This is a genomic window from Nocardia sp. NPDC059195, assembly GCF_042754695.1.
GTDB lineage: Bacteria > Actinomycetota > Actinomycetes > Mycobacteriales > Mycobacteriaceae > Nocardia.
Map to the genome: position 1 here is coordinate 382,357 of NZ_JBHZBG010000003.1, position 15,512 is coordinate 397,868.

General features: G+C 67.7%; 17 protein-coding genes. 5 read left to right on the plus strand and 12 right to left on the minus strand.

The genetic code is table 11. The features are described 5' to 3' along the window. Positions 1-73: 73 nt before the first annotated feature. Positions 74-1,357, minus strand: a complete 1,284-nt coding sequence (locus ACFXKN_RS06600; protein WP_379432579.1) for an MFS transporter — start codon at positions 1,355-1,357, stop codon at positions 74-76. Between the two features lie 60 nt (positions 1,358-1,417). Then, positions 1,418-1,930, minus strand: a complete 513-nt coding sequence (locus ACFXKN_RS06605) for an Lrp/AsnC family transcriptional regulator (protein ID WP_378950609.1) — start codon at positions 1,928-1,930, stop codon at positions 1,418-1,420. A 120-nt stretch (positions 1,931-2,050) separates the two neighbouring features. On the opposite strand from ACFXKN_RS06605, the gene ald reads away from it, so the two are divergent. Beyond that, positions 2,051-3,151: an alanine dehydrogenase gene (gene ald / locus ACFXKN_RS06610; RefSeq protein WP_378950616.1), complete on the plus strand. Its 1,101-nt coding sequence runs from the start codon at positions 2,051-2,053 to the stop codon at positions 3,149-3,151. A gap of 15 nt (positions 3,152-3,166) precedes the next feature. Here ald and ACFXKN_RS06615 read toward each other — a convergent pair whose 3' ends face one another. From ACFXKN_RS06615 to ACFXKN_RS06645, 7 genes are read right to left on the minus strand one after another with little or no spacing between them, the layout of a single operon-like run. Further along, positions 3,167-4,261: an acyl-CoA dehydrogenase family protein gene (locus ACFXKN_RS06615; RefSeq protein WP_379432580.1), complete on the minus strand. Its 1,095-nt coding sequence runs from the start codon at positions 4,259-4,261 to the stop codon at positions 3,167-3,169. Further along, positions 4,258-5,436: an acyl-CoA dehydrogenase family protein gene (locus ACFXKN_RS06620; RefSeq protein ID WP_379432581.1), complete on the minus strand. Its 1,179-nt coding sequence runs from the start codon at positions 5,434-5,436 to the stop codon at positions 4,258-4,260. The genes ACFXKN_RS06615 and ACFXKN_RS06620 overlap by 4 nt, the downstream gene beginning before the upstream one ends. Beyond that, complete coding sequence (locus ACFXKN_RS06625; protein WP_379432582.1) at positions 5,433-6,515, minus strand: phosphotransferase family protein; 1,083 nt, start codon at positions 6,513-6,515, stop codon at positions 5,433-5,435. The genes ACFXKN_RS06620 and ACFXKN_RS06625 overlap by 4 nt, the downstream gene beginning before the upstream one ends. Further along, a complete protein-coding gene (locus tag ACFXKN_RS06630; protein WP_379432583.1) occupies positions 6,515-6,967 on the minus strand; it encodes a MaoC family dehydratase in 453 nt (150 codons plus the stop codon). The genes ACFXKN_RS06625 and ACFXKN_RS06630 overlap by 1 nt, the downstream gene beginning before the upstream one ends. Beyond that, positions 6,964-7,719 (minus strand): SDR family oxidoreductase, encoded by a 756-nt coding sequence (locus ACFXKN_RS06635; RefSeq protein WP_378950631.1) that lies wholly within the window; start codon positions 7,717-7,719, stop codon positions 6,964-6,966. The genes ACFXKN_RS06630 and ACFXKN_RS06635 overlap by 4 nt, the downstream gene beginning before the upstream one ends. Before the next feature lie 51 nt (positions 7,720-7,770). Next, positions 7,771-8,526, minus strand: a complete 756-nt coding sequence (locus tag ACFXKN_RS06640; RefSeq protein WP_378950634.1) for an SDR family oxidoreductase — start codon at positions 8,524-8,526, stop codon at positions 7,771-7,773. Then, positions 8,523-9,740 carry an acetyl-CoA C-acetyltransferase gene (locus ACFXKN_RS06645; protein WP_379432584.1) on the minus strand — a complete coding sequence of 406 codons (1,218 nt, stop codon included), beginning with the start codon at positions 9,738-9,740 and terminating at the stop codon, positions 8,523-8,525. Before ACFXKN_RS06645 ends, ACFXKN_RS06640 begins: the two co-directional genes overlap by 4 nt. Positions 9,741-9,884: 144 nt before the next feature. On the opposite strand from ACFXKN_RS06645, the gene ACFXKN_RS06650 reads away from it, so the two are divergent. Continuing rightward, the gene (locus ACFXKN_RS06650) at positions 9,885-10,478 is read left to right on the plus strand and encodes a TetR family transcriptional regulator (RefSeq protein WP_379432585.1); all 594 of its coding nucleotides are present in this window, start codon (positions 9,885-9,887) and stop codon (positions 10,476-10,478) included. 11 nt (positions 10,479-10,489) lie between these two features. Here ACFXKN_RS06650 and ACFXKN_RS06655 read toward each other — a convergent pair whose 3' ends face one another. After that, positions 10,490-11,206, minus strand: a complete 717-nt coding sequence (locus ACFXKN_RS06655; protein ID WP_379432586.1) for a hypothetical protein — start codon at positions 11,204-11,206, stop codon at positions 10,490-10,492. Beyond that, a complete protein-coding gene (locus ACFXKN_RS06660; RefSeq protein WP_379432587.1) occupies positions 11,196-11,813 on the minus strand; it encodes a TetR/AcrR family transcriptional regulator in 618 nt (205 codons plus the stop codon). The genes ACFXKN_RS06655 and ACFXKN_RS06660 overlap by 11 nt, the downstream gene beginning before the upstream one ends. A 55-nt stretch (positions 11,814-11,868) precedes the next feature. Between ACFXKN_RS06660 and ACFXKN_RS06665 the strand changes: the two genes are divergently transcribed. Together ACFXKN_RS06665 and ACFXKN_RS06670 are read left to right on the plus strand one after the other, a co-directional pair. Further along, complete coding sequence (locus tag ACFXKN_RS06665; protein ID WP_378950649.1) at positions 11,869-12,300, plus strand: PaaI family thioesterase; 432 nt, start codon at positions 11,869-11,871, stop codon at positions 12,298-12,300. A gap of 93 nt (positions 12,301-12,393) precedes the next feature. After that, positions 12,394-13,473: a PQQ-dependent sugar dehydrogenase gene (locus ACFXKN_RS06670; protein ID WP_379432588.1), complete on the plus strand. Its 1,080-nt coding sequence runs from the start codon at positions 12,394-12,396 to the stop codon at positions 13,471-13,473. Between the two features lie 15 nt (positions 13,474-13,488). Here the strand turns inward: ACFXKN_RS06670 and ACFXKN_RS06675 are convergent, their stop codons facing one another. Beyond that, on the minus strand, positions 13,489-14,619 hold the full coding sequence (locus ACFXKN_RS06675) for a metallophosphoesterase (RefSeq protein ID WP_379432589.1): 1,131 nt from the start codon (positions 14,617-14,619) through the stop codon (positions 13,489-13,491). Between the two features lie 166 nt (positions 14,620-14,785). On the opposite strand from ACFXKN_RS06675, the gene ACFXKN_RS06680 reads away from it, so the two are divergent. Continuing rightward, positions 14,786-15,481, plus strand: a complete 696-nt coding sequence (locus tag ACFXKN_RS06680) for a DUF2993 domain-containing protein (RefSeq protein WP_379432590.1) — start codon at positions 14,786-14,788, stop codon at positions 15,479-15,481. The last annotated feature ends 31 nt before the right edge of the window (positions 15,482-15,512 follow it).

A 15,512-nucleotide genomic window follows, 5' to 3' on the forward strand; every position in this document is an offset into this window, starting at 1 on the left:
ACCGGGTTCGGCGCATGATCAGGGCCGATGCGGAGGGCGGGATTTCCGGGTGGACGGCGCGGCCGTCGCCGGACTATCGGTCGGCGCGCTCGTCGCGGCCGACGGCGGGAAGCGGACTTTCCCTCGGCGTGAGGGCCTGGTACAGGCCGGCGGGACCGAGACCGCGGGACAGGCCGAGGATCATCGCGGCGCACCCGAGCCCGGAGAGAACGAGACCGGTGGCGAAGAGCGTGGGGTATCCGGCCAGCTCGCCGACGACGCCCGCGGCCATCCCCGCCACGCCTTGGACGACGACGATCGCGCAGGCGAGCAGGGTGTAGTCGCTGCCCGCGTGGTCGGGTTCGGAGGCGTCCATCATGAGGGCGAAGACGGCGACGGTGGCGGCACCGCCGAACACGTGCTCGGCCAGACTGGCGGTGACGAGAAGTTCGAAACCACCGAGGCCGAGGGCGGCGAACAAGTACAGCGCGATGCTCGCGGTCTGGGTGACACCGCCGATCAGCAGCGCCTTCCGGCGGCCGAAACGGTAGGCCAGCCAGCCACCCAGCGCCGCACCCGCCAGGGCGCCCGCCGAGGAGAGAACACCTTTGATCAGGGCGATCTCGCCGAGATCGAGGCCCGCGTCGGACAGGAAGGGTCCGGTGAGCGCCGCGGCCATCGAGTCACCGAATTTGAAGGCGCCGATCAGCGCGATGAAGGCGAGGATGCCGGGGCGGCGCAATCTGGTCCACCAGGCGCCGAGCAGCTGCGTGGGCCTCGCCCGCGGCGGACGGTCAACGACCGGCTCGCGCAGCAGCCATACCGGCACCGTGGTGAGCACGATCAGTGCTGCCATGGCGAGGAACAGAGCCCGCCAGCCGGCCAACGCGTACAACCACAGCAGAGCACCACCGCCGACGATCATCCCGACGCGATAGGCACCGACCTGGATGCCGTTGCCCAGCCCACGCTGACGCGGACCGAGCAGGCGCACCGCCAAACCGTCGGTGGCCACGTCCTGGGTCGCCGAGAGCAGGTTCACCACGACGATGCCGACGAACATCCAGCGCAGCGAGGACGACAGATCCATGCAGGCCAGCACCATCGCGACCGCGGCCGACAGCAGTTGCAGCACCAACAGCCAGGTGCGCCGGGTACCGTACCGATCGACATAGGGCGCCCAGAGAAACTTCAGCGCCCATGGCAGGAACAGCACGCCCGAGGCGCTGATCGCCACCAGCGAATAGCCCGATTCGCGCAGCACCACCGGCAGTGCCTGAGTGAAGAAGCCGAACGGCAGGCCCTGCGCGAAATACAGCGACGACAACAGAACCAGCGTGCCCGCGGTGATCACACCCGGTCGGGTGGTGGTGCTCATGGGCCCATCGTCGCAGAGAGTCCGTCCCGACGCCGGGCGCGGGCTCGGCGCGATCCGCCGTCAGAGCGTGGGCTGCGGGCTGCGAATGTGCTCGAAGACCAAACTTGTCTCGGTCGAGGCGAATTCGCGGGTCGCGCTGAGTTCCCGAGTCACGAACTCGCGCAACGCGTCCGGCGAGGCCGCCGACACCTGGATCAAGAAGTCGACGGTGCCCGCGAGAAAGTACACATTCACCACGCCGGGCAGGGCGGCGAGCTTGGCACTCAGCTCACCGATCCGGGCCCGAGCCGCCGGTTGCACCTGCACCGAGATCATCGCCTGGAGCGGCAACCCCAATGCCTCCGGGGCGATGTCGGTGTAGAAACCGCGGATCGCACCGAGTTCGCGGAGCCTGCGTAGGCGCAGCGAACACGTCGACGCGGCGATGCCGACCCGCGCCGCCAGGACATTGTTGGGAACGCGCGCGTCTTCGGCGAGTTCGGCGAGCAGCCTGCGGTCGATGTCGTCGAGGTTCGACGGCAACCCTCGGAACGGCCGCACGTGTTGCGGGCGGTGTTGCTCTCGCGACGCCATGATCGCAGGATACTCGGCCCTGAGACCGATATCCGCTGATCATGCAGGTGTTCTCGCCGATTGCCGTGGTGATCCTCGATTCTGGGATCAGAACTCGATCATCCGTAAGGAGCAGCTACCGTGCGCATCGGTGTCCCCAAAGAAGTCAAGAACAACGAATTTCGCGTAGCGATCACGCCGATCGGTGTGCACGAACTGGTGTCGAGCGGTCATCACGTGATCATCGAAGCGGGGGCAGGTACGGGATCGTCGATTCCCGACTCCGAATACCTCGCGGCTGGAGCGCAGATCCTCGCCGAAGCCGACGCCGTCTGGGCCGAGTCGGAGCTGGTATTGAAGGTCAAGGAACCCGTCGCGCAGGAATATCACCGCTTGCGTGAAGGACTGGTCCTGTTCACCTACCTGCATTTGGCGGCAGACCGGCCGTTGACCGAACAGCTACTGGCGCAACGGGTTACGGCCATCGCCTACGAGACCGTGCAACTGCCCTCCGGCGCACTGCCGCTGCTGTACCCGATGTCGGAAGTCGCGGGTTGCCTGGCGCCGCAAGTGGGCGCGCACGCGCTGATGAAGCCCTACGGCGGTCGCGGGGTACTGCTCGGTGGCGTCGGCGGGGTCGACCAGGCCAAGGTGGTCATCATCGGGGCCGGGGTCGCGGGCCAGAACGCGGCCAACATCGCCCTGGGCATGGGCGCACACGTGACGCTGCTCGACACCGACCTCGACAAACTGCGAATGTCGTTCTGGCGCTACAACAACCGCGTGCGCGGGTTGGCATCGTCGAAGCTGGCGATCGCCGAGCAGGTCCGCGCGGCGGACATGGTGATCGGCGCTGTCCTGATCCCCGGCGCCGCCGCGCCCAAGCTGGTGAGCAACGAGCTGGTCGCGCAGATGAAACCGGGTTCGGTGCTGGTCGATATCGCGGTCGACCAGGGCGGCTGCTTCGACGACACCCACCCGACCACCCACGCGGATCCGATCTATCAGGTCCACGCGTCGACGTTCTATTGCGTGGCGAACATGCCGGGCTCCGTGCCGCACACCTCCACCTACGCGCTGACCAACGCCACCCTGCCCTACGTGGTGGCCCTGGCCGACAAGGGGTGGGAACGCGCCTGCGCGGAAGACCCCAGCCTCGCACTGGGCCTGAACACTCACGCAGGCAACGTCACCAACGCCCCGGTCGCCGCCGCCCACGACCTCATGGCACAGGTCGGATAGGCACGCGCGACGGCCTTATCGCGGGCCGGGTATATCGAGCAGATCTGCCAGGCGGGACCGATGAACGCCACCTGTGCCGAAGGCGATCTGGTCGGCTTTGGCACGCTTGAGGTACAGGTGCGCCGGGTGCTCCCAGGTCATGCCCATACCGCCGTGTAGCTGCACGGCTTCCTCGCCCGCGAGTACCGCGAGATCGCCACAGAACGCCTGCGCCACACTGGCTGCCACCAGGGTGTCGGCGTCGTCCGCGGCGAGGGCGGCCGCGGCGTATCTGGCGGCGGCGTTGGCGGACTCGACCGCGGTATAGAGGTCGGCCAGCCGGTGCTTGATCGCCTGGAAGCCGCCGACCACACGCCCGAACTGGCGGCGCTCCTTCAGATAGGCCACGGTCTCATCGAGACACCAACGGGCAACACCGTATTGCTCCGAGGCCAGCAGGGCGGTGCCCGCCTCGAGCGCGCGACGCACCGAGGACTCGCCGTCGGAAACGATCTGCTCGCCCGCGACGGCATCGAAGGTGATGTCGGCCAGCTGCCTGGTCATGTCGAGCGAGATCACCGGGGTGATGTCGGCGTGCTCGGCCGAAACGGCATACACGGCAATGACATCGGCAACGCTGACCGGAACCAGCAGAACATCGGCCTCGAGCGCACCGGCCACACTGGTGATGCGGCCGGTCAGGCCGTCCGGACCGAGGGACACTGTGGGGAACGCCCCGTGGGCCGACATGGACAACGGGGTCACGAGGGCCGCGGTCCGCTCCCCCGCCGCCACCTGACCGAGCAGCGGACCGTCGGTGTCGAGGAGCACGGTGGTCGCCACGACCGCACTGGTCAGGAACGGCACCGGCGCGGCGAAACGGCCGAGTTCCTCGAGCACGACCGCGGCTTCCCGCGCCGACGCTCCCGCACCGCCGCGGTCCTCGGGGACCAGCAGCCCGGCCAGACCGAGGTCGACGGCGATGTTCTTCCACAGGCTTTCGACCAGCGACCGGTCACCGTCGTAGAGGGCCGTCACCGCGACCGGATCGCAGTGCGCGGCGAGCACAGTACGCACGACGTTGCGCAGGTCGTCCTCGACGTCGGTGTAGAGCAGATCCAGGTCGGTCATCGGGCGACCTCCTTCCATGGTCGGTCCTTGTCGGTCCGCGGCTCGGGTGGCAGGCCGAGAATCCGCTCGGACACGATGTTGCGCAGAATTTCGGAGGTGCCACCTTCGATCGAATTGCCTTTGGCGCGCAGGTAGCGGTAGCCCGCGTCACGGGCGTTGAAATCGACCCGGTCGGGCCGCACCATGGTCCAGTCCGAGTAGCGCAAGCCTTCCTCGCCGAGGATCTCCAGTTCCAGACCGGACAGCTGCTGGGCGACCCGGGCGAAGGTCAGCTTCATCGCCGCGCCTTCCGGACCCGGCCTGCCCTGAGCCAGCTTCTGCCGCAGCCGCATACCGGTGAGTCGCCCGACCTCGGCGTCTACCCACAGGCGCAGCAGCCGGTCGTGCAATTCGGGCGTGCGCTGGTCGGGATGCGCGCGCCAGGTCTCGGTGACCACACCGACGATCCCGGACTCGCGGTCACTGGCTCTGCCGCCGATCGCGACCCGCTCGGTATTGAGCGTCGCGTTGGCAACCCGCCATCCGTCACCTTCGCCGCCGAGACGCTGGGCGTCGGGAATGCGGACTTCGGTGAGGAAGACTTCGTTGAACTCGGCCTCCCCGGTGATCTGACGCAGCGGCCGGACCTCCACCCCGCGATCGGTCATATCGCACAGGAAATATGTCATGCCACGGTGTTTGGGCAGGCCGGTGTCGGTGCGGGCGAGCAGGATCGCGAACTGCGCGAGGTGCGCCCCCGAGGTCCACACCTTCTGCCCGTCGACGACCCAGCTCTCGCCGTCGCGCACCGCGCGGGTGCTCACATTCGCGAGATCCGAACCGGCGCCCGGCTCGCTGAAGAGCTGGCACCAGATTTCCTCGCCGGTCCACAGCGGCCGCAGAAAGCGTCGCTTCTGCTCGTCGGTCCCGTAGGCCAGGATCGTCGGCGCTGCCATGCCGAGCCCGATACCGTTGCCAGCGGGGTTGTTGTCGGGTGCGCCCACTTCCTCGAAAGCACGGTCCACCTCGACCTGCCTGGCATGCGGCAGACCGAGCCCACCGTGGCCGGGCGGGAAGTACACCCAGGCCAGGCCCGCGTCGTAGCGGGCGCGCAGGAACTCCAGGCGCTCGGTGGTGGCCGGATCATGGGCGGCGAGGAACTCCTCGATCTTGTGCCCGAGTTCGTCGACTGTCATCGTGCCTCCCGTTCACCGCGCGGCTCACTGCCGGCCGGCGTGTTCTCGTCGACCTCGAAATGTAGTGCGGCGAGGCCGGTTTCGAGCAACGGTTCGACCGCGGCACCGATGCTGTCGAAGCCCGCGCCCACGGTCTGGCCGTGCAGGTAGCGGTAGTGCACGCCCTCGAGAATCGCGGCGAGCTTGAAGGCCGCCAGACCCAGGTAGAAGCCGAAGCGGGACATGTCGCGGTCGCTGCGTGCCGTATAGCGCGCGATGATCTCGGCTTCGGACAGGAAGCCGGGCGCGACAGACGCGTCCGCCACGTTCGCGTTGCTCGAGGTGCCGGATGCCAGGCGGCCGTAGACGATCATCAACGCCAGGTCGGTGAGTGGGTCGCCGAGCGTGGCCATCTCCCAGTCGATGACGGCAGCGGGACGGTCGTCGGCGTCGGTCAGCACGTTATCGAGGCGGAAGTCGCCGTGCACGATCCCGACGGCCGACTCGGTCGGAACGTCGGCGGCGAGACGTGCGTGGAGCTCGACGGCCGCGGGCAGCTCGCGCGTGTGCGATGCGTCGAGCTGCTTGCGCCACCGGTTCACTTGGCGCGCGAGAAAACCCGACGGCCGACCGAAGTCCGCCAGCCCGACCGCCGCCGGGTCGACGGCGTGCAGCGCGGCGAGGGTGTCGATCAGACCGGTCGAGATCGCCCTGGTCCGTTCGGGTCCCAGCGCGACCAGCTCGGCGGCATCCCGATACGGCGTGCCGTCGACCCGCTCCATCACATAGAACGGCGCGCCGAGAACGTCCTCGTCATGGCACAGCGCGTACATCTCGGGCACCGGGACGGCGGTCGGCGCCAGCGCCGCCATCACCCGGTACTCGCGTGCCATGTCGTGTGCGGTGGCCAGCACGTGGCCCAGCGGCGGACGACGGACGATCCATTGCCGAGTGCCGTCGGTGACCTCATAGGTCAGGTTGGACTTCCCACCTGCGATCAGCCGACCGCTGATCGGCGAGCCGACATCGGGGATTTCGGTACGCAACCACGACGAGAAGCGACCGAGATCGAGACCGGGAAGTTCCGTCTGAATCGCCATCAGGCCACCACTAGCGACACGGTCTCGACCACACACACCGGCTTGTCGCCGCCTTCGCGCTCGACGGTGACCTTCGCGGTGACCATATGTCCGCCACCGCCCGGCTCGACCGAGAGCAACTCGACACCGGCGCGAACCTTCGAGTCGACCGGCACCGGGGCCGGGAACCGAAGCCTGTTGGCGCCGTAGTTGACACCTATGCTGACGCCATCGACCCGATAGATCTGCCCGACGAGGTCCGGGACCAGCGACAGCGTCAGATAGCCGTGCGCGATGGTGCTGCCGAAGGGGCCCTGTGCGGCCTTCGCCGGATCGACATGGATCCACTGGTGATCACCGGTGGCATCCGCGAAGGTATCGATCTGCTCCTGGGCGACGGTGTGCCAGTCCGAGTAGCCCAGGTGCGTGCCGACAGCGGCTTCGAGCTCGGCGATGCCGTGGAAGGTCCTCATGCCTTCGGCCCGCCCGCCACGTAGAGCACCTGGCCGGAGACGAAACCGGCGCCCTCGCTGACGAAGAACGACACCGCGTGCGCGATATCGTCGGGCACGCCGGTACGAGCAACGGGGATTTCCGCAGCGGCCCCGGCCTTGAGGTCCTCGAACGAGATTCCCATGCGCGCCGCCGTCGCCGCGGTCATCTCGGTCTCGATGAAACCGGGCGCGACCGCATTGGCGGTGATGCCGAACTTGCCGAGCTCGAAGGCGAGGGTCTTGGTGAACCCCTGCAGCCCGGCCTTGGCCGCCGCGTAGTTGGCCTGTCCACGGTTGCCGAGCGCCGAGGTGCTCGACAGGTTGACGATGCGTCCGAAACCGGCCGCGGTCATGTGCTTCTGGACCGCCCGGGTCATCAGGAACGACCCGCGCAGGTGCACGTTCATCACCGTGTCCCAGTCGTCGGCGGTCATCCGGAACAGCAGGTTGTCGCGCAGGACACCGGCGTTGTTGACCAGCACGGTGGGTGCGCCGAGCTCGGCGGTGACCCGCTCGACAGCGGCTTGCACGGCGGCCTCGTCGGCGACGTCGGCGCCGACCGCGATCGCACGTCCACCGGCGGCCTCGATCTCGGCGACCACCGGCTTGCCCGCGGCCTCGTCGAGATCGATGACGGCCACGGCGAATCCGTCCGCGGCCAGTCGGCGGGCCACGCCGGCACCGATTCCGCGGGCAGCACCGGTGACGATGGCGGTGTTGGTGATACTCATCGAGTCATTCCTCCAGGGTTTGATGTGTCTTCGGCTGTCCGAGCGGATGTTTCAGACGCCGCCGGTCAGGGTCACGCCACCGTCGACGACCAGCAGCTGGCCGGTGATCCAGGTGGCGTCGGCGGAGAGCAGGAACGCCGCCGCGCCGGCGATGTCCTCGGGCACGCCGAGCCGTTTGAGCGGGTAGGTATCGGCGAGTTCCTGCTCGCGGCCCTCGTAGAGCGCGGTGGCGAACTTCGTCTTCACCACCGCGGGCGCCACCGCGTTGACCCGGATATTCGGGCCGAGCTCGACGGCCAGCTCCTGGGTGATGTAGGTGAGCATCGCCTTGCTGGCACCGTAGAAGCCGATGCCCGGCGCGGGCCGCAACCCGGCGACCGAGGAGACGTTGACGATCGCGCCGCCGTGCTCGTTCATCCACGCCTTGTGCGCCTGCTGCGCCCACGACAGGGCGGCGAGGCAGTTGACCTCGATGATCTTGCGGGCCGCGGCGAGGTCCATCTCGATCATCGGTCCGTACACCGGGTTGATGCCGGTGTTGTTGACCAGCAGATCGACGCTGCCGAACGCCTCGATCGCACGAGCGACCACATCGGCCTGATGCTCGATGTCGTCGGCGCGTCCGGCCACACCGAGCGCACACTGCGCGCCGCCCAACTGCTCGACCGCGTCATCGAGCGCGTCCTGCTTGCGCGCGGTGATCACGACCTTCGCCCCGTCGGCCACCAGTCGCTCGGCGATGCCGAACCCGATTCCCCGGCTCGCGCCGGTCACAATCGCGGTCTTGCCCGCGAATCGGCCGGTCACGACAGACGCTCCAGCACCATCGCCATACCCTGACCGCCGCCGACGCACATGGTCTCGAGGCCGAACTGCTTGTCGTGGAAGCGCAGTGAGTTGATCAGGGTGCTGGTGATGCGAGCGCCGGTCATGCCGAACGGGTGTCCCACCGCGATCGCGCCGCCGTTGATATTGAGCTTGTCCTCGGGAATGCCGAGCTCGCGGGCCGAGCCGATCACCTGCACCGCGAAGGCCTCGTTGATCTCCACCAGGTCGATGTCATCGATGGTGAGACCCGCCCGAAGCAGCGCCTTCTTCGACGCTTCGACCGGGCCGAGGCCCATGATCTCGGGAGACAGCGCCGAGACACCGGTGCTGACGACCCGGGCCAACGGGGTGAGCCCGAGCTCCTTCGCCCGGGTGTCGGACATGATCACCAGGGCGGCCGCGCCGTCGTTGAGGGCGCAACAGTTGCCCGCGGTGACCGTGCCGTCGGGCCGGAACACCGGCTTCAGCGTCGAGACCGCTTCCAGGGTGACGCCCGCGCGCGGACCGTCATCCGTGCTGGCAACCGTGCCGTCCGGCAACGTCACCGGTGTGATGTCGGTGGCCCAGAAGCCATTGGCGATCGCCTTCTCCGCCAGATTCTGCGACCGGACACCGAACGCGTCCTGCTCCGCGCGGGTGATGCCGGTGTGCTGGGCGACGTTCTCCGCCGTCTGCCCCATCGCGATGTACACGTCGGGAACCAGTCCATCGATGCGCGGATCGCCCCAGGTCGAGCCACCCGCGGCCCGTCCTTCGGTGCGCGTCACGGCCTCGGCGAAGAACGGATTCTGGGTGTCGGGCAGACCGTCGGCGTTGCCCTTGAAATAGCGGCTCACGGTCTCCACACCGGCCGAGATGAAGACATCGCCCTCCCCGGCCTTGATCGCGTGCAGCGCCATCCGGGTGCTCTGCAAGCTCGACGAGCAATAGCGGTTGACCGTCGTTCCGGGCACCGCGTCGAGCCCCGCCAGTACCGCGACCACCCGGGCCATGTTGAAGCCGGACTCCCCCGCGGGCTGCCCGCAGCCGAGCACCAGGTCCTCGATCTCGGCGGGATCCAGCGCCGGTACCTGCGCCAATGCGGCAGCCACCATCTGAACGGTCAGATCATCGGGGCGCATGTCTTTGAGCGACCCCTTGCCCGCCCGGCCGATCGGGGAACGGGCAGCGGCGACGATCACGGCTTCCGGCATCGAATCTCCTCAATTAAGTAAGCGCTTGCTTAGTCAGCATGGTGCAACAGTCCGGCGGCGGCCGTCAATATGTGGGCACCTGTAATCCACGTCACACCACCTGATCCGAGGGATGCGATTCCGGGGCGAGATAATGACCCAGCGATGACCGATATGACAGAAGCCCGCTCCGATGCGACCCGCGCGCGCCTACTCGACGCAGCCATCGCCGCATTCGCCGAGAAGGGCTTCAACGGCACCACCACGCGCGACATCGCCGCGGCCGCGGGCTTGAGCCCCGCCGCGGTGTACGTGCATCACAAATCCAAGGAAGAGCTGCTCTATCTGATCTCGCGGTCCGGGCACGAAGCCACCCTCGACCTCGTGCTGAAGGGAGTCGAGTCGTCCGGCGAACCGGCCACCGCGCTGCGAAATGTGGTGCACGCCTTCGCTGTTCACCATGCCAGAGGGCACACCGGCGCCAGGATCGTGAACTACGAACTGTCCGCGCTCACGCCCGAGCACTACGCCGAGATCCTCGATATCCGCCACCGGATCGACGGGGAGATCCGCGCTCTCGTCGAGCGGGGCGTCGCGGCGGGCGTCTTCGACACCCCCAGCCCGCGCATGGCCGGGGTCGCGCTGCTCTCGCTCGGCATCGACATTGCCCGCTGGTACCGCGATGAGGGCGACTGGAGCCCTGAGGACATCGCCGACGCCTACGCCGACATGGCCCTACGCATCGTCGGGGCTCACTGAGCTGACGCGGATCAGCGATCCAGCGGGTTCAGCGCGATGGCTGCCCGCATACCCGAGTACCAGAGCGTCGCCGCTGTCGAACGCGGCCGGAGGTGCGCCTCGAGTCGCATTGCCGCGGTGAACTCAGCGGCGAATCCGTTCCTGCTGTGGCGGGCGTCGATGGCGGCGAGCTGACGCGAATCCAATTGGTGGGCACGCAAACCCGTGACATCCAGATGGGCGGCGTCGTGCAGCAACGCCGCTTCCGCGCCGTGCTCACGCGGAGTCGCCGGGTCCATGTGGCGCGCGATGGCTGTATGGACACACGCACCCAGCGCAGGAGTGGCGCCACGGTCGAGGACGAACGCGCGAGCCCGGTGCGCGCCGAGCAGAGCGAAACACCCCACCGCGGGAGGGGCCGGCTCACCCACGGCGACATCGTGCAGCACACAGGCGAGGTAGAGCGCCTCGGGGTCAGGCCTCAGATCGTCCACTTGCGCCAGGGCCATGCCGAATTCCCAGCATCGCAAGCTGTGGGCGAGCAGCGCGGGAGTGAGTGTCTGCGTGGCTTCTTCCAGTGCCGACCGGCACAGTCGCGAATCCGGTGGCACCGGCGCTGCCCAGCCCGAACCGTCGCCCTCCCGACGCAGGCCCCGGATCAGATGCGGCAAGGCCGTGGTCTGTACGGCCAATGCCGAACCCACAGTGCGGATCTGCCGCATTCGGCTCAATTCGCCATCACGCCTCATGGTCATCTCCTACGTGGGACAGCAGATCGGCTCGAGCGATGCCGAGCATGGCTTCCAGGGTTGTTTCGTCGACGATCCGGCGCTGGAACAGCGAGTAGGCCCCGTTCACCGCCGCCCACGAAACCATCACCAGCGCATGGGGTTCGACATCACAGCCCACCAGTCGCACTGCGGCGGCGAAGGATTCGATCAAACCGCCGAGCACATCGTCGATCCGCGCCTTCGCTGTCGTCGCCAGTTCGGATTCACTGACGTCGACGTCGGTCAGCGCCAGAATTCGCAACGCGAGCGGATTCTCCCGATGGAAGGCGACGTAGCGGTCGTATACGGCGGCGACCTCGCCACGCGGGGTCGATTCGCTGCCGATCGGTGCGGACATCGCGTCCGCGTGCAGGGTCGCTATGCGCCAGGCCAGCGCGGCGTACACGTCGGCCTTGCCCTCGCGAAAATTGGCGTAGATCGAGCTGACCGCCACGTCGGCCTCGGCGGCGAGCATGTCGATGGTGGTGCCGCGGTAGCCCTCTCGAAGGAACAAGCCCTGCGCGGCGTCGAGCACGGCGGTGTGGGTCCGCCGTTTGCGTCGGTCGGTGGGGGGTTCCAACGTCATACCAAATACCGTAGTCTCGTTCCGATATCGTAGTCAACTTCCGATAGGAGTCCCGATGACCCTTTCTCCGCAACTCCCTCGCACCGGCAGCGAAGCCATGGCTCTGTTCCTCCCCCAATCCCCCTTCGTCCGGCACATGGGCATCGAACTCGTCGACATCGAGGAAGGCCTGGCCCGCCTGCGCATGCCCTTCCGGGAAGAACTCGTCACTGTCGGCGACATGGTCCACGGCGGCGCTCTCGCCGGATGCATCGACATCGGAATCATGGCCGCGGCCTGGGCCGGAGCCCGACTCCCCGAACAATTGCGCGGGGTGACGGTCTCGATGTCCATCGATTTCATCCAGCCCGCCCACGCCGAAAGCATCGACATCATCGGCACTCGCCTGCGCGCCGGCCGCCACCTCAGCACCTGCCGAGTCGACATCGTCGCCACCGACGGCGGTCGCCTCATCGCCGCGGGCGCGGGCACCTACAAGGTGGGATGAAACCACCGGCGGGATCGGGTAGCCGGGGCATGCTGCGAATACCCCCTCACAGCACCTGGCACCCGGCCGGACATCGGGCTTAACCTCGACGTCATGGAGTCCCGCATTGCCGCGTTTCTCGTCGTGTCCGCCGCCGTCGGTCTGCTGTGTGCGTGCGCCCCGACCGACAGCTCCGAGCAGCCGAGCACCCGGACCGGTTCGCCGGAACGCAACTCCACCGTCACCGACGAGCTCGACGCGCCGTGGTCGATCGCCTTCCACGGCACCACCGCACTGGTGACCGAGCGGGACAGCGCCCGGATCCTCGAAATCGGCACCGACGGAACACAACACGAGGTGGGCACCGTCGACAATGTCGAAGCCTCCGGCGAAGGCGGCCTCCTCGGCATCGCGGTGCGCGGGGGGCAGTTGTTCGCCTACTACACCGCCGCCGACGACAACCGGATCGAACGATTCGACCTCACCGGACAGCCGGGCAACCTCGCGCTCGCTGGCGGCACGACAATCCTCACCGGACTGCCCGCCGCAGCGAACCACAACGGTGGCCGGATCGCCTTCGGTCCCGACGGGATGCTGTATGCCACCGTCGGCGACGCGGGCGAGCGCCGAACCGCTCAGGATCGCGCCGCCCTCGCCGGAAAGATCCTGCGCATGACGGCGGACGGGCAAGCACCAGCCGACAACCCGATCCCCGGCTCACTGGTCTACAGCTACGGTCACCGGAATCCGCAGGGCATCACCTGGGCGCCCGACGGCAGGATGTTCGCCAGCGAATTCGGCCAGAACACCTGGGACGAACTCAATCTCATCGAACCCGGCGGCAACTACGGCTGGCCCGAGGTCGAAGGCATCGCCGGTCGAGCGGGCTTCATCGACCCCGTTCAGCAGTGGAAACCGTCCGAAGCCAGCCCGAGTGGGATGACGAACACCGGCGGATCCCTCTACATCGCGAATCTGCGCGGCGAGCGACTACGTCGAATCCCGCTCGACAACCTCACCCAGTCGACCGAATATCTCGTCGGCGAGTACGGACGCCTCCGCGACATCGCCGTGGCCCCCGACGGAGCACTCTGGCTGCTGACGAACAACACCGACGGTCGCGGCGACCCGAACCCCGGAGACGACCACATCATCCGACTCGAGCTCGACCGATCGCCGTCCCCCTCGAAATGAGTAGTGCGGCAAGATTTACCGTTGCGGATGCAGCACCAGCACGGTGATCTCACTCGGCGCGAACACCCGCATCGGCGGACCCCAATACCCCGTACCACGACTGGTGTAGAGCTGAGTGTTGTTCGCGTGCCTACTCAGTCCAGCGACGACCGGCTGGTCGAGCCGGACCAGGTAGTGGAACGGCCAGATCTGACCGCCGTGCGTATGCCCGGAGATCTGTAGCTCCACCCCGGCCTCGGCGCTGTCGGCGACCTGTTTCGGCTGGTGGGCCAGCAGGACAGTCGGCAACTCGGGGTCGGTGCCCGCGAGCGCGGCAGGCAGGTCGGGACCGTGACCGGGCACGTCGGCGGTGGGGTCGTCGATTCCGGCGACAACGAGCCGGTCACCGTCGCGCTCGACGGTCCGATGCGCGTTGTGCAGCGGCTGCCAGCCGATCGAGGCCATGTAGTCGATCCAGCCCTGGGCGTCGTCGAGGTACTCGTGATTGCCGGTGATATAGAACCGGCCGAGCGGCGCCTCGACGCGCGCGAGTGGGGCGACCTGATCGGCGCGCTTGGCCACCGAACCGTCGACGAGGTCACCGGCGAGACCCACGATGTCGGGCCGCTGCGCATTGACCACGTCGACTACTTCTCGCGACCATTCCTCCCGGTCGATCGCGGCGAAGTGGGTATCGGTGAGCACCACGACGCGCAGCCCGTCGAGCCCGTCGGCCAAACCCGGGATCGCGACGTCGACCGTACGAACCTGCGGCACCCGCCGCGCCTCGTACACCCCGTACCCGATAAGGACCACCGACACTGCCACCACAGCGAGCGCCACGCCCCGACTGGCGCGAATCCGCTCGACCCCGGCGACGCGCAGCGCGCCTCGGACGACCGAACCGATCAGCGACCAGACGAACACCACCCACAACACCCCGAGCAGGACGTCACCGACGATCGCCGCGGGATCGAACTGCGGCGGCCCGTGCCCGAAGAACAGAGCGACGGGCAAACACAGGTACCCGACCACACAGACCACGGTGCCGACCCGAAACCGGGTCCCACTACGGCCGGTCGGCGCGGCAACGAGCACCCACCACGGGACCACGAACATCACCGCCGGAACCAGCACGATCGCTATCACCAGTACAACGGAGCTCACGAGATCCCGTCCTGAACAAGGCCGCCCCCAGTCGGGCCGCACAACATCAGATCATCTCAGCTCCCCTTCGGCCGCTCGCAGCCGAGATGTGGCAGGACCGCGGGTCGAAACCAGCACCCGGCCACGATCCACAGCATGATGGTGGGATGGCCGAGATGATGAACGCATGCGCGCACTGCTGATACTGATCGTCGTGCTGATGATCGCGCTGGTCGTCGGCGATCGAGTCGGAGTCGCCATGGCGCAGAACGAGATCGGTCGCAAGATCGCCGCCGAATACAACCTCCCGCATCAGCCGGGCGTCGATATCGGCGGTTTCCCGTTCCTGACCCAGGCCGTCGACGGCAACTACCGCGCCATCGATATCCGGATCGGCGACTGGAGTGGGCAGAACATCTCCGTCCACCACCTCGATGTCGCGCTGACCGACGTCTCCGCACCGCTGTCCGACGTGATCGGCAACCGCACATCGAACCTTGTCGCGGGCACGGCGACCGCGACCGCCCTGGTGCCCTACGACATCGTGCAGAGCTTCGCCCCGGCAGGAGTCGAATCGATTTCCTATACCCCGGAAGGACTTCGCGCTACCGGGACCTTCTCGGTCGCGGGTATCTCGGTACCGGCAACAGTCTTCGTCACCGTCGCGCCCACCGACGCCGGCATCGAGGTCACCCCGGTCTCCGTCCAACCAGCGGCCGGTGGACCGACGATCTCCCTGGCGCTGCTCCGCCAGTCCCTGACCTTCATCGTGCCGCTGCGACAACTGCCGCTCGGTGCGCGCCTGACCGCCATCCAACCGAGCGCGGATGGCTTGCACGCAACCGCCGTTGCCCACGACGTGCGGTTCGACAGCCTGCCGTGAGAATCTCGCAATGCCGCAAGGACGGTCCGAC

Excerpts from the sequence above, each read along its gene's own strand:
- ACFXKN_RS06600 (WP_379432579.1), bottom strand. The coding sequence starts at position 1,357 with ATGAGCACCACCACCCGACCGGGTGTGATCACCGCGGGCACGCTGGTT.
- ACFXKN_RS06605 (WP_378950609.1), bottom strand. The coding sequence starts at position 1,930 with ATGGCGTCGCGAGAGCAACACCGCCCGCAACACGTGCGGCCGTTCCGA.
- ACFXKN_RS06615 (WP_379432580.1), bottom strand. The coding sequence starts at position 4,261 with ATGACCGACCTGGATCTGCTCTACACCGACGTCGAGGACGACCTGCGC.
- ACFXKN_RS06620 (WP_379432581.1), bottom strand. The coding sequence starts at position 5,436 with ATGACAGTCGACGAACTCGGGCACAAGATCGAGGAGTTCCTCGCCGCC.
- ACFXKN_RS06625 (WP_379432582.1), bottom strand. The coding sequence starts at position 6,515 with ATGGCGATTCAGACGGAACTTCCCGGTCTCGATCTCGGTCGCTTCTCG.
- ACFXKN_RS06630 (WP_379432583.1), bottom strand. The coding sequence starts at position 6,967 with ATGAGGACCTTCCACGGCATCGCCGAGCTCGAAGCCGCTGTCGGCACG.
- ACFXKN_RS06635 (WP_378950631.1), bottom strand. The coding sequence starts at position 7,719 with ATGAGTATCACCAACACCGCCATCGTCACCGGTGCTGCCCGCGGAATC.
- ACFXKN_RS06645 (WP_379432584.1), bottom strand. The coding sequence starts at position 9,740 with ATGCCGGAAGCCGTGATCGTCGCCGCTGCCCGTTCCCCGATCGGCCGG.
- ACFXKN_RS06650 (WP_379432585.1), top strand. The coding sequence starts at position 9,885 with ATGACCGATATGACAGAAGCCCGCTCCGATGCGACCCGCGCGCGCCTA.
- ACFXKN_RS06655 (WP_379432586.1), bottom strand. The coding sequence starts at position 11,206 with ATGAGGCGTGATGGCGAATTGAGCCGAATGCGGCAGATCCGCACTGTG.
- ACFXKN_RS06660 (WP_379432587.1), bottom strand. The coding sequence starts at position 11,813 with ATGACGTTGGAACCCCCCACCGACCGACGCAAACGGCGGACCCACACC.
- ACFXKN_RS06665 (WP_378950649.1), top strand. The coding sequence starts at position 11,869 with ATGACCCTTTCTCCGCAACTCCCTCGCACCGGCAGCGAAGCCATGGCT.
- ACFXKN_RS06670 (WP_379432588.1), top strand. The coding sequence starts at position 12,394 with ATGGAGTCCCGCATTGCCGCGTTTCTCGTCGTGTCCGCCGCCGTCGGT.
- ACFXKN_RS06680 (WP_379432590.1), top strand. The coding sequence starts at position 14,786 with ATGCGCGCACTGCTGATACTGATCGTCGTGCTGATGATCGCGCTGGTC.